Annotated in this window: 19 protein-coding genes, 1 rRNA gene and 1 pseudogene; 14 read left to right on the forward strand and 7 right to left on the reverse strand. The window is 61.2% G+C overall.

The annotated features are described in order from the left end of the window. The first annotated feature begins 52 nt into the window (after positions 1–52). On the forward strand, positions 53–784 hold the full coding sequence (locus P186_RS03665; protein ID WP_014288056.1) for a hypothetical protein: 732 nt from the start codon (positions 53–55) through the stop codon (positions 782–784). Here P186_RS03665 and P186_RS03670 read toward each other — a convergent pair. After that, on the reverse strand, positions 777–1,337 hold the full coding sequence (locus tag P186_RS03670) for a hypothetical protein (RefSeq protein ID WP_014288057.1): 561 nt from the start codon (positions 1,335–1,337) through the stop codon (positions 777–779). The two genes, P186_RS03665 and P186_RS03670, sit on opposite strands and share 8 nt — an antisense overlap. Next, positions 1,322–1,912: an ATP-binding cassette domain-containing protein gene (locus P186_RS03675; RefSeq protein WP_014288058.1), complete on the reverse strand. Its 591-nt coding sequence runs from the start codon at positions 1,910–1,912 to the stop codon at positions 1,322–1,324. The genes P186_RS03670 and P186_RS03675 overlap by 16 nt, the downstream gene beginning before the upstream one ends. Positions 1,913–1,989: 77 nt before the next feature. Here P186_RS03675 and ccsA (P186_RS03680) point away from each other — a divergent pair, with 77 nt between their 5' ends. Genes ccsA (P186_RS03680) through P186_RS03695 form a run of 4 tightly spaced genes read left to right on the forward strand, consistent with a single transcriptional unit; the run spans position 1,990 to position 6,319 of the window. Continuing rightward, positions 1,990–2,919 (forward strand): cytochrome c biogenesis protein CcsA, encoded by a 930-nt coding sequence (ccsA, locus tag P186_RS03680; RefSeq protein ID WP_014288059.1) that lies wholly within the window; start codon positions 1,990–1,992, stop codon positions 2,917–2,919. Continuing rightward, positions 2,916–3,302 carry a hypothetical protein gene (locus tag P186_RS03685; RefSeq protein ID WP_014288060.1) on the forward strand — a complete coding sequence of 129 codons (387 nt, stop codon included), beginning with the start codon at positions 2,916–2,918 and terminating at the stop codon, positions 3,300–3,302. Before ccsA (P186_RS03680) ends, P186_RS03685 begins: the two co-directional genes overlap by 4 nt. Then, positions 3,274–5,385, forward strand: a complete 2,112-nt coding sequence (gene ccsA / locus P186_RS03690) for a cytochrome c biogenesis protein CcsA (RefSeq protein WP_014288061.1) — start codon at positions 3,274–3,276, stop codon at positions 5,383–5,385. Before P186_RS03685 ends, ccsA (P186_RS03690) begins: the two co-directional genes overlap by 29 nt. Next, positions 5,375–6,319 (forward strand): hypothetical protein, encoded by a 945-nt coding sequence (locus P186_RS03695; protein ID WP_014288062.1) that lies wholly within the window; start codon positions 5,375–5,377, stop codon positions 6,317–6,319. The genes ccsA (P186_RS03690) and P186_RS03695 overlap by 11 nt, the downstream gene beginning before the upstream one ends. Here P186_RS03695 and P186_RS03700 read toward each other — a convergent pair. Further along, positions 6,316–6,804, reverse strand: a complete 489-nt coding sequence (locus tag P186_RS03700; protein ID WP_014288063.1) for a PaREP1 family protein — start codon at positions 6,802–6,804, stop codon at positions 6,316–6,318. The genes P186_RS03695 and P186_RS03700 overlap by 4 nt on opposite strands. Before the next feature lie 35 nt (positions 6,805–6,839). After that, positions 6,840–7,880: an NOG1 family protein gene (locus P186_RS03705; protein ID WP_014288064.1), complete on the reverse strand. Its 1,041-nt coding sequence runs from the start codon at positions 7,878–7,880 to the stop codon at positions 6,840–6,842. 40 nt (positions 7,881–7,920) lie between these two features. On the opposite strand from P186_RS03705, the gene P186_RS03710 reads away from it, so the two are divergent. Further along, on the forward strand, positions 7,921–8,700 hold the full coding sequence (locus P186_RS03710) for an SAM hydrolase/SAM-dependent halogenase family protein (protein WP_014288065.1): 780 nt from the start codon (positions 7,921–7,923) through the stop codon (positions 8,698–8,700). Positions 8,701–8,866: 166 nt separating this feature from the next. On the opposite strand, the gene P186_RS03715 is transcribed toward P186_RS03710, so the two are convergent. After that, positions 8,867–9,136 (reverse strand): DUF4405 domain-containing protein, encoded by a 270-nt coding sequence (locus tag P186_RS03715; RefSeq protein ID WP_014288066.1) that lies wholly within the window; start codon positions 9,134–9,136, stop codon positions 8,867–8,869. A 340-nt stretch (positions 9,137–9,476) separates the two neighbouring features. On the opposite strand from P186_RS03715, the gene P186_RS03720 reads away from it, so the two are divergent. Further along, entirely contained in the window at positions 9,477–10,289 is an 813-nt protein-coding gene (locus tag P186_RS03720; protein WP_014288068.1) for a DUF8196 domain-containing protein, read from the forward strand. A gap of 42 nt (positions 10,290–10,331) precedes the next feature. Further along, positions 10,332–10,452: ribosomal RNA gene (rrf, locus tag P186_RS03725) — 5S ribosomal RNA — on the forward strand. 332 nt (positions 10,453–10,784) lie between these two features. On the opposite strand, the gene P186_RS03730 is transcribed toward rrf, so the two are convergent. After that, positions 10,785–11,408, reverse strand: coding sequence for a hypothetical protein (locus tag P186_RS03730; RefSeq protein ID WP_148682687.1), 624 nt, complete (start codon positions 11,406–11,408; stop codon positions 10,785–10,787). A 53-nt stretch (positions 11,409–11,461) separates the two neighbouring features. Between P186_RS03730 and P186_RS03735 the strand changes: the two genes are divergently transcribed. The 6 genes and pseudogenes from P186_RS03735 to P186_RS03760 all read left to right on the forward strand — a co-directional run bounded on the left by P186_RS03735 (position 11,462) and on the right by P186_RS03760 (position 15,688). Next, on the forward strand, positions 11,462–12,373 hold the full coding sequence (locus tag P186_RS03735; RefSeq protein WP_014288070.1) for an NAD-dependent epimerase/dehydratase family protein: 912 nt from the start codon (positions 11,462–11,464) through the stop codon (positions 12,371–12,373). A gap of 21 nt (positions 12,374–12,394) precedes the next feature. Continuing rightward, a complete protein-coding gene (locus P186_RS03740) occupies positions 12,395–12,679 on the forward strand; it encodes a hypothetical protein (protein WP_148682688.1) in 285 nt (94 codons plus the stop codon). Between the two features lie 29 nt (positions 12,680–12,708). After that, positions 12,709–13,296 carry a hypothetical protein gene (locus tag P186_RS03745; protein WP_014288072.1) on the forward strand — a complete coding sequence of 196 codons (588 nt, stop codon included), beginning with the start codon at positions 12,709–12,711 and terminating at the stop codon, positions 13,294–13,296. 88 nt (positions 13,297–13,384) lie between these two features. Beyond that, a pseudogene (locus P186_RS14650) lies at positions 13,385–14,444 on the forward strand (SPFH domain-containing protein). Continuing rightward, the gene (locus P186_RS14655) at positions 14,441–14,722 is read left to right on the forward strand and encodes a hypothetical protein (RefSeq protein WP_148682689.1); all 282 of its coding nucleotides are present in this window, start codon (positions 14,441–14,443) and stop codon (positions 14,720–14,722) included. Before P186_RS14650 ends, P186_RS14655 begins: the two are co-directional and overlap by 4 nt. 45 nt (positions 14,723–14,767) lie before the next feature. Beyond that, positions 14,768–15,688, forward strand: a complete 921-nt coding sequence (locus P186_RS03760) for a DUF1152 domain-containing protein (RefSeq protein WP_014288074.1) — start codon at positions 14,768–14,770, stop codon at positions 15,686–15,688. Here P186_RS03760 and P186_RS03765 read toward each other — a convergent pair. Next, complete coding sequence (locus P186_RS03765; RefSeq protein WP_148682690.1) at positions 15,685–16,590, reverse strand: hypothetical protein; 906 nt, start codon at positions 16,588–16,590, stop codon at positions 15,685–15,687. The genes P186_RS03760 and P186_RS03765 overlap by 4 nt on opposite strands. Positions 16,591–16,596: the final 6 nt, after the last annotated feature.

Consider the following 16,596-nt stretch of genomic DNA (forward strand, 5'->3'; position numbering starts at 1 on the left):
GGGTTTTCCATGTTAACCCCAACACCTATATCCACATAACGATTTTACTAGTATGCTGCCGCGGGAGAAGAGCGTCTTGGGGATCTTAACTTTTTCATATCTACTGGCGCTGGCCACCTCTATACCGCCCAGTCTGGTGGGTTTGGCTCTGTTTTCAATTGCCTACGTGACTCATCTATTGACTTTTGACGCGATTTTCTACGGCAGGGGGTGGCTTCGAATCGGCGCCCTGCTAGCCCTAAACGTCGCGCCGTATGTGCTGTATCTGTCTATTGACGGTGGGGATTTTGCGGTGTATGGGGTCGGGGCGTTGCTCATGTCTGCATATCTCTGGCTTATGAAGACGGGGCGGGGCAGGTCTGTGCCCGGGGTGGTAGTCGGAACGGCGTTGCTCTCCTACGTGTTTATCCTCGGCAAGGCGATGCTGGTCCACAACGTCGCCACGCGGGACGTCGCCCTCGCCGCCTTCTTCGTGGGGTACCACGTAGCCACCGCCTACTACGTGGAGAGCAGATTGGCCTTCCGGTCGGTTTCCCCCATCTGGCCCTTTATTACGTGGGTGGCCACTCTCGCCGTTACCCTACCACTGTGGGAATTGCTAGTGATACCCGCGGTGGAGCCCACTGTAAAATTTACGAGAAACCTCGTCAGGAATACCAAGGTGTCTAGACACGGGGATATTGTAAAGATGGGTTGGAGGGAGCTGGGGAGGTCTGCCGTCCTGACGCTCCTGCTGGGGCTAGTCTACTACCTAGGTGCCCTCAAGACTGAGCCTGTCAGCTAATTTCTCTACTGAGCAATATTGCGGCGGCGGCGAGGGCCGGGCCCGCCATGGCCGTGGGTATGTCAAGCCCCCCGCGGACAACCGACGCCGCGAATCCAAGGGAGAGGGCAGATGTTATAAATAGGGACAGGGCCTGCCTGGCTCTCGTCGCGGTGGCTATCGCGGCGGCCGCCGTGGAGGCCGTGGCTAGGTAGAAGGGGGTGTACAACGCCTCTAGGACGTCTATGGGGCCCGTGGAGAGGGCCCCGTACGCCGCCGTGTATGCGGCTGAGGTGAGTAGGTTCAGCATGGTGGCGGTGGCTATCTTGGCGCCGAAGTACTCCTCGTACCTCCCCAGTAGCCTTAAGCCGTCTAGAGTGCCCAGCTCCTCCTCTCTCAGTAGGAGCAGGTGTGTGTAGAGGTAGGAGGATATGAGGAGCGACGCGATTAACCCACCGAAGTAGCTCAGGGCAGAGAAGGTAAGCGCAAGCGCCGTGGATGTGAGGATGTTGACAGCGACGAGCTCCCAGTTCCTCATGGCTATTTTTAACTCCCGCTCTATGAAGAGGAGCATGGCGGCTGTGTAGGCACAAGCCTGCCGTCTACTATTTGGTAGAATCTGTCTATCCGAAGTTGTAGATACTCACAGGGGCTGGACGCCGTGATCAACATAGACACGCCGCGGCGATTCAGCGCGTCTGCCACGACGCGCCGGGCCTCGGGGTCGAGGCCTATCAGCGGCTCGTCTAGCACCAAGACGTCTGGCTCTCCGATAAGCGCCCTGGCGAGATCCGCCCTCCTCTTCCAGCCGAAGCTTAGGTGGGCGAACCTAGTCCTCAGGTAGGGGACCAGCCCCAGCTCCTCGGCAAGTTCTCTATACGCCGCGCCGACGGCTCTGGCGTAGAATTTGAGGTTCTCCTCCACCGTGAGGTCTGGGTGTAGAAGTGGATGTTGTAGAGAGACCCCCAGCCTCCCCGCCCTCTCCACGCCTCCCTTGGTGGGGGCGAGGAGCCCCGCGGCGATTTTCACCAGCGTAGTTTTCCCGCTGCCGTTGTGGCCGTGTATCAATACTCTGCCTGCCACGTCTAGATCGACGCCTTTCAGCACCCAGTTGTCGAATTTTTTCCAGATGTCGAAGAGCCGGAGCACTGTGTGGCGTAGCCGCGTTTTTAAATTGTTAACGGGATTCTACAATATCTATTTATATGTGAGTGGAGTAGAGGGCCGTGTTGGGGGTACTGCTCCTGGCCTACTCAGCTATCTTAGCTTACGCCGCTGTTTTTGGCCCTTTCCCAGCTTTTGTGCCGCTTGGGAGCCCCACGGCGTATAGAAGCCTCTACATCCACGTACCCCAGTCCATGGCGGCGCTGGCGATGGCCTTCGCCTCTTTCCTTTCTTCTATCTGGTTTCTAAAGAGGGGTGGGGCGAGGGCCCGTGTCGTCATGCACCGCTCCGCCGAGCTCGCCGCCGTGTTGTCGTGGCTGAGCTTCGCGACGGGGACAATATGGGCCGAGGAGTCTTGGGGGGCGGCGTGGTCTGGGGACCCCCGGCAACTCTCCGTGGCCGTCATGGCTGTGCTGTACACCGGGTATGTGTTTCTGAGGAGGGCGGTGGAGGATCCGGATAGGCTGGATAGGATTTCGGCGTCTTACCTAGTGCTTGTCTTTATCTCGGTCCCCGTCACGCTCGTTGCGCCTGTGCTGTTGCCGGCTCTTCACCCGGCCCCCGGCTCTCTGGCTGAGCTAACCACTTCAATTAGACTGCTGTACATAGCCGTCTTCGCGGTTCTGCTGGCAGTCGCCGTTCTGTACGTACTCGAGGCGAGGGCTGGGGTGGCCTGGGGAGTGGCTTCCTTTGTGGTGTTGGCGGGAGCCGCGGCGTGGCTCCTTTCTGGATACACGCATCCAGTGTACCGCGTCTACAACGCCACGTTGACAGACTCCACCGTGGTGCTGTACACCAGCGGCGGGGTTTTGAAGCTACCTGCAGAGAGTATCCACCTCAGGCCCCTGGAGATTGGGGGAGTGCCCACTCTCAAGGGGCATTTAATAACGGCTGACGGCGTCGTGGTGAGCCACTGGTCTGTGGCGGCTAATCTACTGGCCACCGGCCTGGCGGTAGTGCTTATAACCCTCCTCAGCAGAAGGGGGATATGAAGAGGTTGTTATTGATGGCTATAGCCGCCGCGGCGCTGGCAGGCGCCATCTTCTCTTTTCTAAACAACACGGGGATAGCCGACGTCTCCACCCTCCGGGGGGTGAAGACACCTGGGGAGTACGTAGTCTCCGGCGCGCTGAGGGGTGTGGAGATAACTGATAGATACGTCGTTTTGAGGCTGGCGGGAGGGGGGTTTGAAATCACGGCGGTGGGCGACCGGAGGGGGATGGAGGCGCTCTACGGCCCAATTACGCCGGCTAGTTTTGAAAATACGGTCGTCGTAAGGGGGGTTTACTACCCGGCGAATAGGACTTTGGTAATCACGGCGATACTTAGGGGGTGCCACTCGGCCTATGGCCAGCCCGCGGCTAATACTCGCTAAGGCGGCCCCCTACGCCTCGGCGGTCAGCATAGCCCTCTGGCTGTTCTACCTCTCTAGGTTTGTCCTCCTCGACACCTCTTTTCTCGACGTGTATGCCAACACCTCGTGGGGAATGCCGCTGTACTACAGAGCCGCGGCGTCGCTTGTAAACATAGGGGGCATTATGCTCTACATATCAGCCGTGCTCGGCGCCGCGGCGCTGGCGTTGCGTAGCTGGAGGCTCTCGGCGGCATCCGCCGCGTTCCTAGCCTCGGCGGCCTACTGGGAGGCCTTCTCCAGATGGACGACGGGGGGCCCCGGCATAGGCCTCAACCCCCTCTTGCGAAACCTGTGGGCCCTTCCCCACCCCCTCCTGGTCATCACCTCGTACGCGCTTGTCGTCGCCGCTTTTCTAGAGCCCAGGGCCCGGGGGCGCCTTGGCGTGTTGGCGTGGGTTTTCTCCACCGCGGGGCTCGCCGCCGGGGCCTACTGGTCCTACACAACCTTCGGCTGGGGGGGCTACTGGGCGTGGGACCCCGTAGAGACCTCGGTATTCGTCATCTGGCTCTTCTTGACTGCGTGGGTGCACGGAGGCGGCCAGGGGGCCCTGGCCATGTCTCTCTCGGGGGTGTTTCTCACAATGGCGGTCACCTACAGCGGAGTGTCGCCCCTGCACTCCTTCGCCGGAGCTGAGTCGGCCGGCAGATGGCTTATGGCCCCCTCCATCGCCGCCTTCCTCTACGGATTGTATAAGCTGAGGCTGGAGAGGGGCGGTCTCTACAGCTACGTCCCCCCTCTGGCCGTGGGAGTCTACATCTACTGGCTCCTAGCCGCCCCCACGCTGGCGCAGTTCCTAGGGCTTTCTGTCGCAATCCCGTCGGGGGACAGCGCGGTGGCGCTTATACACCCCGTCCTCGTCCCGGCGGTGTTCGCCGCCTTCTACGCCATAGCCCGTTGGCGCTTCTCGGCAAGACTAGCCGCGGCTTACATCGCCGCATCCCTCGCCGCCGGGGCCGCGGCCGCCGCGGCGGGGATCCGGTGGTCTCCCCTCAGCTCCCCCCTCACCAACGCCGCCGTGCTGTCCCTGGCCTTCTCGTCGCCGCTTCCCTTGGCGTCGGCGGCGCTGGTCTTTAGAAAAGACGCGGCGAGGTCCGTGGCGCACGTAGGCTTCGTGGTGCTGGCGGTCGGCGTAGCGTTGAGCGGCCCCTACGCATACCACACACAGTACGGCGTGGTCGTCCCCCTTGATGTTGAGAAGCCGACCCTGGTGCCTCTGCAGACGCCCTACGGCCCAGAGGCGCTGGGGGTCGAGGTGCGTGGGTGGCGTCTAGAGGGGCCGAAGGAGCTCGTCTCCATCCCGCCGTACCTCTCCCGCTTCGTGTCCGGGGACTTGGCGGCCTACATGGGGGTCTGGCGGTTGCCCCTCCGCTTCGCCGAGGTACAGCTCAACGGCACTAGGTACGTCGTCGCCTTCGGCAACTTCACCCCCGGCCTCCACACGATTGGCGGCTACTGGCTCTACGTAAACTCCACCGCGTCGACCCCCGCGGGGAGGCTTCTAGTGGCGGCGCTGGGCCTCGGCGAGAGGCCTCTGCTCTTCAGCCCACAGCGCCTCGACGCCCTCTCGGCCTTTGCTGTGTGCGGCCCAAACGCCACGTCTCTAAATCTTCTCGAGGAGAGGGTGCGCCTCAGCGTGGGGGGCAGGGAGGTGGAGGTGGCCGCTAGGTACGAGGCGGCTGGGGAGTTTAAGCTGGTTAGGGGGCTGATACACGGCGTGGCCGCGGTCCCGAGGGGTCTCGACGATATCTATATAGCGGTAACCCCCGAGGTTGCTGTCGTGGGCAACGTCAGCTATACCCGCTTGGCTCTGGAGCTGGCTCGACGCGATGTGGAGGCGTGTCTGCCCATGGGGGCGTGGATGCTCCTCTCTACCTACAGCGGAAGGCCGCTGGGCGCCGGGGAGGTGGAGGAGTTGCTGAGGTATAACCCACAGGGATACGTCGCAATGATCAAGATAATCCCCATGGTGCAACTGGTTTGGACCGGCGCCGCCCTTCTCGTGGCTGGCGGCCTCCTGTACCTCCGCAAGGGTCATGTGGCTTAAGATAGGGAAGTCGGAACCCCGAGCCTTCTTCTACGCCGTCGTATGGGTAATAAGAGCGAGCCAGGCGGCGCTTGCCCTCTCCGCCGCCCTCTTCCTCTCGGGCATCGCCGCCGCGTGGGGGAGGGACGTGGGCCTCCACCTCTGGTTTATGACGTCCGGGCTAGTCTCTTTCTACTTCTCTGTGATGTACCTCCAGCTCCCCGGCTTTATAAACGCCGCGCCGGTCAAGCCGGCGACGGCGGCGGCCTTCGCTACGCTGGCCGCCGCCCTCCTCAGGCTGGGGCCCTACCCGCTTCTGCCGCTCGCCGTTTTGTACCTAGCCCTCCATTTAAAGGCCCTCCGCGGGTCTCCCAACTTCTACCCCAACTGGATCATGGTGGCGGGCCTTGCCACAGCCGCGACGGCGGCCACGCCCTTTGAGGCCGCGGCCTCCTTTCCGCTGGGCTCCGTCTTGACGCTTTTCTACCGTATAGACAGCTCTAGGCTGAAGAGGAGGTTCTCCGCTGGGGGCGCCGCCGCGGTGGCCGCGGCGCATTTAGCTGGATTCGCGCTGGTGAAGACAGGCCACCTCTGGGGGGTGGCGTTGCCCATCGCGGCGGTATCCCTCGCCGCGCCGCCGGTCCCCAGAGATGTCTACGGGGTGGGCGTGGCGCTGGGCCGGGTGTTGATGGCGCTTGGCTGGCTCCACCACCACTTTCTCTACATGGGCTTCGCGGTGGTGATGGCTGTGCTGTGCGTCCCCTACTTCGTGCCGGGGGTGCTCTACAGGAGGGCGCCCAGATTCGGCTGGGAGAACTTGGCGCTGGCGGCGTCGGCCGCGGCGGCGCGCCTCGCCGGCTTCATAGAGGCGGCCGCGGTGCTGGTGGCGGTTTTGATAGCCTACGTCGCGGTGAGGATGTTGCGGGAGGAGGCGGTGCCGCTGAAGCCGCCCTAGGAGGCTTGTGACTTGGCCCTCTCCGCCACGTAGCTGGCAAGCGCCCTCACGTCATCCTCCACAGAGGCGAGCCTTGTATATCTGCTCAACACGCCGCTCTTGTCTAGTCCGATGTATTGAAATTCATGGAGGTTAAGCGCGGTGTTTGCGTAGTGGATAAGCTCCTCCCCCTCGGCCGCGGCGAGGTCCCTAGCCACTTCAAGCATCTGGCCGGTGGGCATAACTGCGATAAGCCAGTCAACGTAGAGCACCCTTCTTCCGCCTTTCGTTGTCTTTACTCCGGGGTGCCGCGTCGCCAGCGTATCTCTATGTCTAGCCGCAAGCGCCGCTAGCAACGCCTTGAAGGCTTGGAAGGCTTTTCCAGCCGCGTTTCTATACATACCAGCCTCTAGAAACTTCAATGCCAGCTCGGCCTCGTACAGTGCCTCTTTGATCCTGCCCTCTATATACTTCTCCAGATCTCGCCACGGCTTCTCCAGCTCCACGCCACCACCGGCGGCTGGGTATTAAACTCTTTGCTCTACGCCCCTCTGGCCCTCGCCCTGAGCTTCTCCAGCGCCTGTGGGACGTAGTACTTGTGGAGTACGTGGTCGACCACCTCCTTGGTGCCGTGGCAGTTGATGGTGGAGATTTCGGCCGCCGGGTTAAAAAGGGCCCTGGCCCTCTCCAGCTCCTGGGGGGTGGCTATGTCGATTTTGTTTAGCACCGCCACGGCGGGGGCTGTAAACTCCGTCTTTATCTCCCTCCAGAGGCTGGCCTGCATCTCCAGGCTGTAGCCGCTGTGGGGTGTGGGGTCTGCGATGAAGATAATCACCCCGGCCAAATGTCTAAGGGCTAGGACTGCCTGTCTCTCTATCTTGTTTCTCTGGGACAGCGGCCTGTCGAGGAGTCCAGGCGTGTCTATCACCTGGATCTTGTCGCCTTTTAGATGTATGTGGCCTAGGTGTATCTGCTTGGTGGTGAAGGGGTACTCGGCCACCTCTGGCCTCGCCGTGGATACACATCTCACGAAGCTGCTCTTCCCCACGTTGGGCGCGCCGGCGACGACAATAGTGAAGAGGTTTGGGTCTATGGAGGGGAGCTTCCTTAGGAAGGTGGCTACATCCCTCAGCTTCTCCAGCTCCGGCCCGAGGTCGTTTAGGAGGTCGATTATCCGCGCCTTGTACATCTGCCTAGCCCTCAGGAGCGCCTTCTTGTCGGGGGCGGTGCGCACCGCCGTGATGGCCTCCTTGGCTATGGCCCTCACGGCTAGGTGGGCGTTGCCAACCTTAGCCACGGCGTGTTTGTAAAGCTGGGCGCCGAAAACCACGTCCACGAGGTCCCGGTAGAAGGGGTGCAGGCGGTCTAGGAAGGGCATCCCAAGGGCCATCTTTCTGAGGGTGGACGCCAGGGCCTTCCCGGAGGCAACTATCCTCTTGATCTCCAGCCTCTTCTGCTTGAGGAAGGCGGGCTCCGCCGTGGAGCCCCTGGCCTCCTCTCTCCCATACGCCGCGAGGAACATGGAGATGAGCTCGTCCACCGTGTATACGTAGGGGAGCTTCGCCTTGTCCACAACCTCCACACACGGCGGCGGCCATTTATATAAATACTTTGTATTACACGTGGCCATCGCCCTCCTCACCGACTTCGGCACCAGAGACTACTTCGTCGCGGCGATGAAGGGAGTGATCCTCTCCATAAACCCCAGAGCTGTGGTTGTGGACATCACCCACGAGGTACCTCCGCAAGACGTGTGGACCGGGGCTTTCATCCTCGCCTCGGCTTACAAGTGGTTTCCAAGGGGGACAATTTTTGTCGCAGTTGTCGACCCCGGGGTGGGCACCGAGAGGGCGCCGCTTCTGCTGAGAACCAGGCGGTACTTCTTCGTGGGGCCTGACAACGGCGTGCTTTCCCTCGCCGCTGAGGAGGACGGCGTGGAGGAGGCGTATAGAATAGAGGCGAGGCTCCCACAGCTCTCCGCCACCTTCCACGGCCGCGACGTCTTTGCCCCAGCCGCGGCGTATCTATCGCTGGGGGTGGAGCCCCGGATGCTCGGCATCCCGGTGGCCACTTGGGTCAGGCTGGGGAGGCCCTCCGCCGAGGTGGCCGGGGGCGAGATGAGAGCCCGGACGATATACGTAGACAGGTTTGGCAACGTCTACACCTCGGCGCGGGGGGAGGTGTTCCAAATCGCCTCGTGGGGGGATGTGCTGTGTATCGAGGTGGGGGGCCGGGTGATAGAGGCCAAGTTTGTAGAGACCTACGGCAGAGCCCGGCCTGGGGAGACCGTGGCTCTCATAAACAGCGAGGGGTATCTAGAGGTGGCCGTGGTCATGGGGAACGCCGCGGCGGCGCACGGCCTCAAGGCTGGTCTCGATTTAAAAATCCGGAGGTGTAGTTAGACGGTGATGAGCTAGCGCCGCCGCACTGCATAAGTGAAGAAGGCCGTTAAACTGATGACGTGTGGCCTCTGGCGTACGCGGAGCTATCACAGCGGCCCCAGAGGGCCCCTCCGCCCCAAGCATACATAGCTGAGCCGTTAAAAAATTTACCCCGCAAAAAATCGGGTTATTTCTCCTGAGGTGGCTTCGCGGTCTTCTTAATGTAGAATATAAGCGATCTCCTATACAGCACGACGTGGGCGGCGGCGAAGGCTAGTATGGAGAAGGCGGCGTATGAATGGATGTTCTTCCACATGTCTTTGGTAGCTCCCAGAATTATCTGGTGGCCGCTACCCGGCCCGGAGGGGGCGAAGTACAGCACCAAGCCCGACAACGCCAGCATGACCCTGGCGGTGGCTAGTAGGTAGATAGCTAAGGCTCTAATAATCCAACTCATGACCTCACCCCGCGCCACTGCCTACCGACAGCGGCAGTAGTGGTGTTTGTGACATCGCCATGCCTAGCCGTTTCATTATCTTCATGGCTACTTGTATAGGCCGCTAGTAGCAGTATTACAGTTATGTACAGCGCTATTTTCGAGACTATAGCCGCTTCGATGCAGGCAGAATTTCTAGACTACGCTAGAAACTACGTGCGGAACTTTGGCGAATCTCTGCGGAACTCACAGCCCCGCGCCGATTGACGGCGGATAGGGGGCCTGGGCGTGTATGTAAAAATATGTACCAGCAGGCCGATGCGGCGCGGTAAGTTTTTTAACTGGGTGCGGCGGTGGGTATGTGGATGTGGCTGAGTTGAAGAGATTGCTGGCGGCGATTGCCCGGGATGAGCCTCAGTTTCTGCGGGACCTATTCATGGCGGCTCTCCGATCAGACGGCAGGTCGGCGGCGGAGCTGGTGGATCTACTCATCAGCCACGAGGAGGTGAGGCTGAAGCTGGCAAAGGCCTTGATAGGCGAGGTGGCTATACCGCTCAACGTAGCGACTAAAGACGACATACAGAGACTTGAAAAAGAGATTGAGAAGATAAGAGAGGAGATGGCCACCAAAAAAGACCTAGAGAAATTAGCCACCAAAGACGATCTTGCAAAATTCGCCACCAAGGACGACCTCACTAAATTCGCCACTAGGGAGGACCTCGCTCGGTTTGCTACTAAGGAGGATTTGGAGAGGGCGGTTAGGAGAATTGAGGAGAGGATGGCGACTAAGGAGCAGTTTGAGGATTTAGCTGATTCGCTTGAGGAGACTGCCCGTAGCTGGGTTCCCCACCTCTTGAAGAGCCGGGGTGTCGAGTGTAAAGCGGAGCGCCTCGTTCTACCTGGCGCCTACGAATTTGACATCTACTGCAAATCGGAGCGGTATACGGTAATGGGCGAGGCTAAGGTAAGGGCCGGGGCCGTAGTAGTCGAGAGGGCCGCCCAGAGAGCCGCCTCGCTGGCCGCCGGGTGGCCCGACTTGGTCTCCGGCCGAGTGGTGCCGGTGGTCTACACCCTGGCCGCTAACCCCGACGCGGTGGAGAAGGCGAGGCAACTAAAGGTGTGGCTAGTGGAGTGGAGCCGGGAGCTGGTGGCCTTCGAAGAGGCCGCCGCATAGGGGGGAAAAGTATATAAACTCGTGAAAATTTGGGGACGCCCCTAACCCGGCCATAGGCGCCGGTGATACGCCCGGACTCTTCAGAACCCGGAAGCTAAGGCCGGCGCCGCAGTCGGGAGTACTGGGCTCCGCGAGGGCCCGGGAAACCGCTGTGCTGGGAGGGGGCTTCTCTCTCATAAACTAGGTCAGTTACATCTTGTCGGCTGTGCAGTTGGCTTGGATAAGTTCTTTGGTGGCTGAGGCGCTTATAGATACTAATTGGTGATACGCTACGTGGTTAAGAACGCTCCGCCCCGTGAGAGAGGTTGTGGAGCTCCTAGACGGCCTAGAGGCGCGGCACTTCCCCGCTGTGGGTGGGTAGGTGATTCGCGTGGTGTTTCAAATAGCGGCTCCCTAGACGGGGGTGTCCTCGGCGCTGTTGTCATGCATGTGGCGAAAGAGAGGGCCCTACACGGCCGCCTTAGGCGGAGCCGGCGAGGGCGGCGCCGTAGGGGTTTAAGGGGCGTTTAACACCTTTATCTGATCTATGAAGTCTACGGTTATTTCGTAGTTCCACGCCGTGGAGGGGGCTCCCCGCTGTACGGAAAACTTGGCGGTGGCTGACAGCACGCCGTTGCAGTAGACCTCCACCGTGTAGTCCGTGGCGGGTATCTGGTAGGCGGATACCGAGCCGTCAGAGGCGGTCCAAGCGAATATGGCGACCCACCGCCCCCCGGTGAGTGTGTCGACAACCTTGGCGTAGCACCCCGCCACGGGTCTGCCGTGTCTATCCCTTAGGGTAATGGTGAGGGGGTAGGTCCAGGTGCGGATTTTGCCGCCGGTGGGCCAGCCCAGCTCAGCCACGTCTCTAGCCACGGAGCTGTCGTATATCCAGATGAGGCGCCCCGCGGCGACTTCGCTGAGAGAGGCTATGCCCCAGGCGATCCTCAAGCCGTAGCCCGGCCTCCACGGCAGGCCGTAGAGGGCCTTGCCGTCTACTACATAGGACAGCGCGACGATTCCACCGCCCTCGTCGTACACAACCGCCGTCCCGTACCCGAGGGGCCTGTCGTTCCAGTCCCTCACCTCGAGCGCCAGTAGAGAAGCCGCCAGCAACAAAACCAGGGCCGCGGCCCTCACAGCTGTTCTGGGGGGTTTGAATATAAGTTTTATATCAACACCCAACGCCGTCTATGAGATATCTGCTGTACGGCGGGTTGGGCTTCATTGGGGCCAACGTCGTGGAGGCCTTGGCGGGGGAGGAGGTGTACGTCGCCCACAGGCCGGGCTCTCCGAGGAGAAAGCCGGCGCTGGCGGGCTTCGTCTCGCGGCACGCAGAGCTGATAGAGTACACAGACCCCGCGAAGCCGCTTGAGTCCGCCAAGCCGGACGTGGTGATAAACCTCGTGGGGGAGTACTTCGGAAGTCCAGAGGTGGTGTGGGAGGCAAACGCCGAGTTCCCCAAGAGGCTGTGCGACGCGGCGCGGAGGGCCGGGTGGAGGGGCAAGCTGGTGCACATATCTGCCGCCACCGTGAGGGGGCCCGTGGGCAACCCCATTAGAGAGGAGGAGCGCCACATGGAGGGGATAAAGCCCGTTTCCCATTTCGACGCGTCGAAGGCTGAGGGGGAGAGGGTGGTGGCGAACTGCTTCGAGGACTGGGTTATTATAAGGCCGGTCCTCGTCTACGGCCGCTTCAACGACCACCCGGAGTGGGTGACGCTTACCGGCATAGTGAGGCGCGGCGTGGCGCCCATGGTGAATCTAGCCGTCTCGGCCATATCGGCCCGGGAGCTGGCGAAGGTGGTGAAGCTCTCCACCACCCTCTCCAGAGAGTACTTCTTTGCCACTGAGTGCGCCCCCAGGCGTCTCTCGGACTTCGTGCTTGCTATGGAGAAGGCATTGGGGAAAAGGGCCCTCCACATACCTGTCCCCAGCTTTGTCATGAGGATTGCCGCGCCACGGGACTTGAAAAAACACCTCCCCTTCCTGGGAAGGAGCTTCAGTTGTGAAAAAATGACCCACCTCCTTAAATACAGACCAAGCCCCGATTTCGAGAGAGAAGTAGCTGAAATGGTATCCTACATCACAGCAACTGTTAAATAACATTTGTTATTATTCTTTATTATGAGTACGCCTCTTGTTTTCATCTTCAGGAGGTGCCCCCCTCGGCGGTTTCATGAATTGAAAAAATGGGAGATAATTCTCGCCTCTCTTACCTCCTGTCCAGGTGTTGAAAGAGTGGAGGAGTGGAGACTCCGGGAGTATATTAAAGACAAGTTTGTAGTTGTGGTTGGAGACCGCCTGCTTGCCAAGAGGCTGGAGGTGGCCCACGCCACGTATGGAGAGGTGGAGAGGTTTATGGAATATCTAAAGAGAGAGAGTCCGCTGTACAAACCTTATCTCCAGTAAATAATATAAGTAGGGGGTTACGGGGCTTTATGAGTTTTGAAAAAAACCTCCTGGAGAGGATCGCCTCCTACATTCCTGGCTACGCCGGGTATAAGCAGAAGGAGATTAGGAGGGAGACCGACGCCCTCGTGAGGCGCCACGTCGCCTCTATCCTATCCTCAGCCGCGTCGCAGCTGGTGCTGAGCCCGTCGGAGGCCCGCGCCGTGGCGGCCAGCCCAGACGCCCGCTTCCTCTGGGACACGGCGAGGGCTCTGCTGGATAAGGTGACGCAGAAGATAGACAAGGCCCCCCACGGCTACGCGGGCTTTTTTGACTTGGCCAAGGTGGATGAGAGCGTCCTAGAGCAGGTGTACCAGCACGACCTCGCCCTCGTGGAGGAGGCAAAGAAGGTGGCAGATCAAGTGGCCGTCTTGAAGAGCCAGCCCCCCGGCTCCCAGCAATGGGCCGACGCCCTCAGGCAGTTGCTGGCGCAGTTGCAGTCTCTAGATGCTAAGATAGACGAGCGTATCAAAATACTAAAGGCTATTAGCGAGCCGCCGCCCGCCACGTGGGAGCAGCCGCGTGAGGAGAAAAAAGGCGGGCTTTTCGACAAGCTGTTCAGGAGGGGCAAGAGCTAGGACTGCGGGTGGTGTAGTGTCAATGTACAGCTCTAATGACGTGGTTTGAACCTCCGTTAAGGTTTTAAAATGATGGACATGGTCATCCATGCCGCAGGTTATCCAGTGGGTTAACCCCAGAGAGGGGGAGATAATCTGGCGCTACCCCGTGGATAGAATTGAGTGGGGAGCACAGCTCATTGTTGAGGAGTGGCAGGCGGCGGTTTTTATGCGCGACGGGAAGGTGTACGACGTGTTTAGGGCGGGGAGGCACACCCTCACCACCGCCAACCTCCCCCTGCTCACCCAGGCCCTTACCAGAGTCGCGGGGTTTGAGAAGTCGCCCTTCACTGCCGTTGTCATATTCGTCTCGCTTAAACAGCACCAGCTTCCCTTCGGCGGGAGGAGCCAAACCGCCGAGCTGGCGCCGATACAGTTCTTCGGCACCGCCTGGTTCAGAGTGGCGGACCCGGCCCTCTTCGTCACCCAGGTCGTGGGCGGCCAGAACATATACACCACGGAGGACCTCCAGAAGTTCCTAAGGGGCTACTTCAACGAGAACCTAATGGCGGAGCTCTCCAGAAACTCCATCTTCACCATATACGGCAACCTGGAGCAGGCCAGCTTCGTGGCTAAAAACGCAATAGCGCCCCACTTCGCCAGGTTAGGCCTCGAGCTCATAGACGTCAAATTCGAGGGCCTAGACGTCACTGACCCCATCTGGCGCGACAGGCTGTTCTACATCAGGGCCACCGGCGTCACCCCTTCGGAGTACCTACGCATGGAGACGTTACAGAAAGCCGCCGCGGAGCTCGGCAAAAGCCCCGGGGCCGCGGTCGGCGCGGGGCTGATGATCATCCCGCCCCTCTTCCAGCAACAGCAGGCGCCTCAGCCTCCGCCCACCCCCCAGCCCCCCACGCAACCGGCCCCACAGCCCCCCGGCTCCCCCTCCGCCGCAGCCCACCCCACCGCCTCAGACAGCCGTATCGACACAACTAGCTCAGCACCAGCAAGGGGTGGTGTGTCCCCAGTGCGGCTACGTAAACCCGCCGGGGGCCAAGTTCTGTATAAACTGCGGCTACATGCTGGGGAAGAGGTGTCCCCAGTGCGGCTTCGTCAACCCGCCGGAGGCAAAGTTCTGTATGAACTGCGGCGTCAAGTTGCCGTGACGCCTGGAGAGACCGCGGCCGCCGTCGCCGCGCTCGCCGTCGGCGTATACCTCGTCCTGGCGTCCGCGGGGGCTGTCCAGCTGGCGGCTAACCAGCTTATAGGCATCGCCGTCGGCGCATTCGGGGCCTCCTATATGGCGGTGGGGAGGACCAGGGAGTCCGCCTTCTGGGGCGGGGTCCTCACAATACTAGGCGCGGCCACTTTCATTGGGGGCGGCGCCTCCCCCTTGCTGGTGCTCGGCATTATACTCATATATTCATATCTCTCTTCGCGCTAGTCGCCGGGAGGCGCAGTCCATAAAAACCCCTAGGGGGCCTCCGACGTGGCTCTCTACCTAGCCATCGGCGGCGGGGGCGACGTGGTCACTGCGGCGGCGTTGGCCGGGGATGAAGCGGTGGGGCAGATACCGTGGGAGAGATACGTCGTTGACCCGACGCCGGGGCCGGTGCCGGCCTCGGCGCTGAGAGAGGTGGTGGATCTGGGAGGGGGGCTCTACCTAGCCACCCCCCGTAGCTACGTGGAGAGAGGCGGACGCGTCTTCAAGACCCAGGGCATGTGCGTGGCGAGGGCTCTCAACAAGTCGATATACATCGTCGACCCCTACAGACGCCCCAGCGAGGTGGCTCGCGCCCTTACGAGATTCAGCCGCGTAGTTGGGATAGACGTTGGGGGCGACGTGCTTGGGATCGGTTGCGAGGGGTCGATTAGGAGCCCCCTCGCCGACTCCTACGGCCTCGCCGTGCTCGCCACGGCTGTGGAGCTGGGCGTTGAGGCGGAGGTGTGGGTCATGTCGCCGGGGGCCGACGGGGAGCTGGATAGGGAGTACGTGTTGAAGAGAGTGGCCGAGGCGGCGGCGGCCGGCGGGCTCATAGGCACGGTGGGGCTGGCTAGGGAGCAGATGGAGAGGCTGGAGAGGCTCGTATCTATCTGCGTGACGGAAGCCTCCTCCGTGGCCGTGAGGGCCTACAGGGGCGGGCACGGCGAGTTGGAGATAAGGGGCGGCACCCGCCGGGTGTGGGTAGACGCCTGCGCCATGGTTGGCTTCCGTCTAGACCCCAAGGTCCTTCTGGGGCTGAACAAGGCGGCGTCGCTTATATACAGCCACGACGCCCCCATCGATAAGGCGGCTGAGCTGTTGCTGGCCAACGGAATACCCACCGAGCTACACCTAGAGGAGCTCCTGGCTAGGGGCTACTCCCTGCCCCAGGCCGTGGAGGAGTTGGGGAAGTTAAAACGTTGCTAAGCCTTTGCCTTCTGCGCCGCCTTAGCCTCGGCCAGGATTCGCTGGTACAGCGTCGAGTTGTACGGCGCGACGCTCACAGCCGAGGACTCGACCCTCAGCTTCATAGTCAAGGCCTGGCCGTAGAGAGTCATGTTTAGATACACGTCCCCCACCACTGCCAGGGGCACGCCGCCCACCTCGCACATCTCCGCCACGTAAACCCCGCTACCGTTGGCGGGCAGGCCACCTAGGATGTAGGCAAAGGCCTCCGGGCTTATCATGCCTCTCTCCTCCACCGCGGAGCCGGCGTAGCCTAGATGCGTGCAGGTCCCCTTCACGGCGCGTGTGATGTTGACACCGTGGAGGAAGTGGAACAGGGTGTAGTTCGCGGCGGCGGTCTCGGCTTGGCACTCACCCCCGGCGCAGGTCACCACATACATAAGCCGGCCCTCCGTAGCCGCCTTGTGGCTCACCTCCACAGGCCCCCTCGGCGGTATGTTAAAGACAAATTTGCCGAAGCTGTAGTTCCCAAGCGGCCCCACGCCCTCCACAGACCAGCCAACCAGCCTCAGCGACATGTCGCCGATGTACACGGTTATCGTGTACGTGTAGTTAACGTGGTAGCTGTCTCTCCTGAAGCCGGGAGCCGTGGTGGCTGTTGAGGTCTTTGGGCCTGTGGCGGCGGGGGGAGTGGTGGTACTCGGCGTATTCTCTGTGGACGTCGCAGTAGAGGTGGTTGCCGCTGGAGGGGTTGAAGAGGTGGCTGTGGGAGGCGCCCCGCCCGGGGTGGTGGGCGTGGGGGAGCTGGGGGTCGCGGACCTGGTTTCTCCACCTGGCCTTGTGTAGCTCGTCGCGGCTTGATAGAAGTAGATAAGGGCGCCGGCCACCAGCGCCGCGAGGATCACCAAGGCGACCTTCCTCATGTCTGT

This window comes from Pyrobaculum ferrireducens (assembly GCF_000234805.1).
GTDB classification, from domain to species: Archaea; Thermoproteota; Thermoprotei; order Thermoproteales; family Thermoproteaceae; genus Pyrobaculum; species Pyrobaculum ferrireducens.

Excerpts from the sequence above, each read along its gene's own strand:
- P186_RS03695 (WP_014288062.1), top strand. The coding sequence starts at position 5,375 with ATGTGGCTTAAGATAGGGAAGTCGGAACCCCGAGCCTTCTTCTACGCC.
- P186_RS03735 (WP_014288070.1), top strand. The coding sequence starts at position 11,462 with ATGAGATATCTGCTGTACGGCGGGTTGGGCTTCATTGGGGCCAACGTC.
- P186_RS03740 (WP_148682688.1), top strand. The coding sequence starts at position 12,395 with ATGAGTACGCCTCTTGTTTTCATCTTCAGGAGGTGCCCCCCTCGGCGG.
- ccsA (WP_014288061.1), top strand. The coding sequence starts at position 3,274 with ATGGCCAGCCCGCGGCTAATACTCGCTAAGGCGGCCCCCTACGCCTCG.
- P186_RS03745 (WP_014288072.1), top strand. The coding sequence starts at position 12,709 with ATGAGTTTTGAAAAAAACCTCCTGGAGAGGATCGCCTCCTACATTCCT.
- P186_RS03765 (WP_148682690.1), bottom strand. The coding sequence starts at position 16,590 with ATGAGGAAGGTCGCCTTGGTGATCCTCGCGGCGCTGGTGGCCGGCGCC.
- P186_RS03665 (WP_014288056.1), top strand. The coding sequence starts at position 53 with ATGCTGCCGCGGGAGAAGAGCGTCTTGGGGATCTTAACTTTTTCATAT.
- P186_RS03670 (WP_014288057.1), bottom strand. The coding sequence starts at position 1,337 with ATGCTCCTCTTCATAGAGCGGGAGTTAAAAATAGCCATGAGGAACTGG.
- P186_RS03685 (WP_014288060.1), top strand. The coding sequence starts at position 2,916 with ATGAAGAGGTTGTTATTGATGGCTATAGCCGCCGCGGCGCTGGCAGGC.
- P186_RS03715 (WP_014288066.1), bottom strand. The coding sequence starts at position 9,136 with ATGAGTTGGATTATTAGAGCCTTAGCTATCTACCTACTAGCCACCGCC.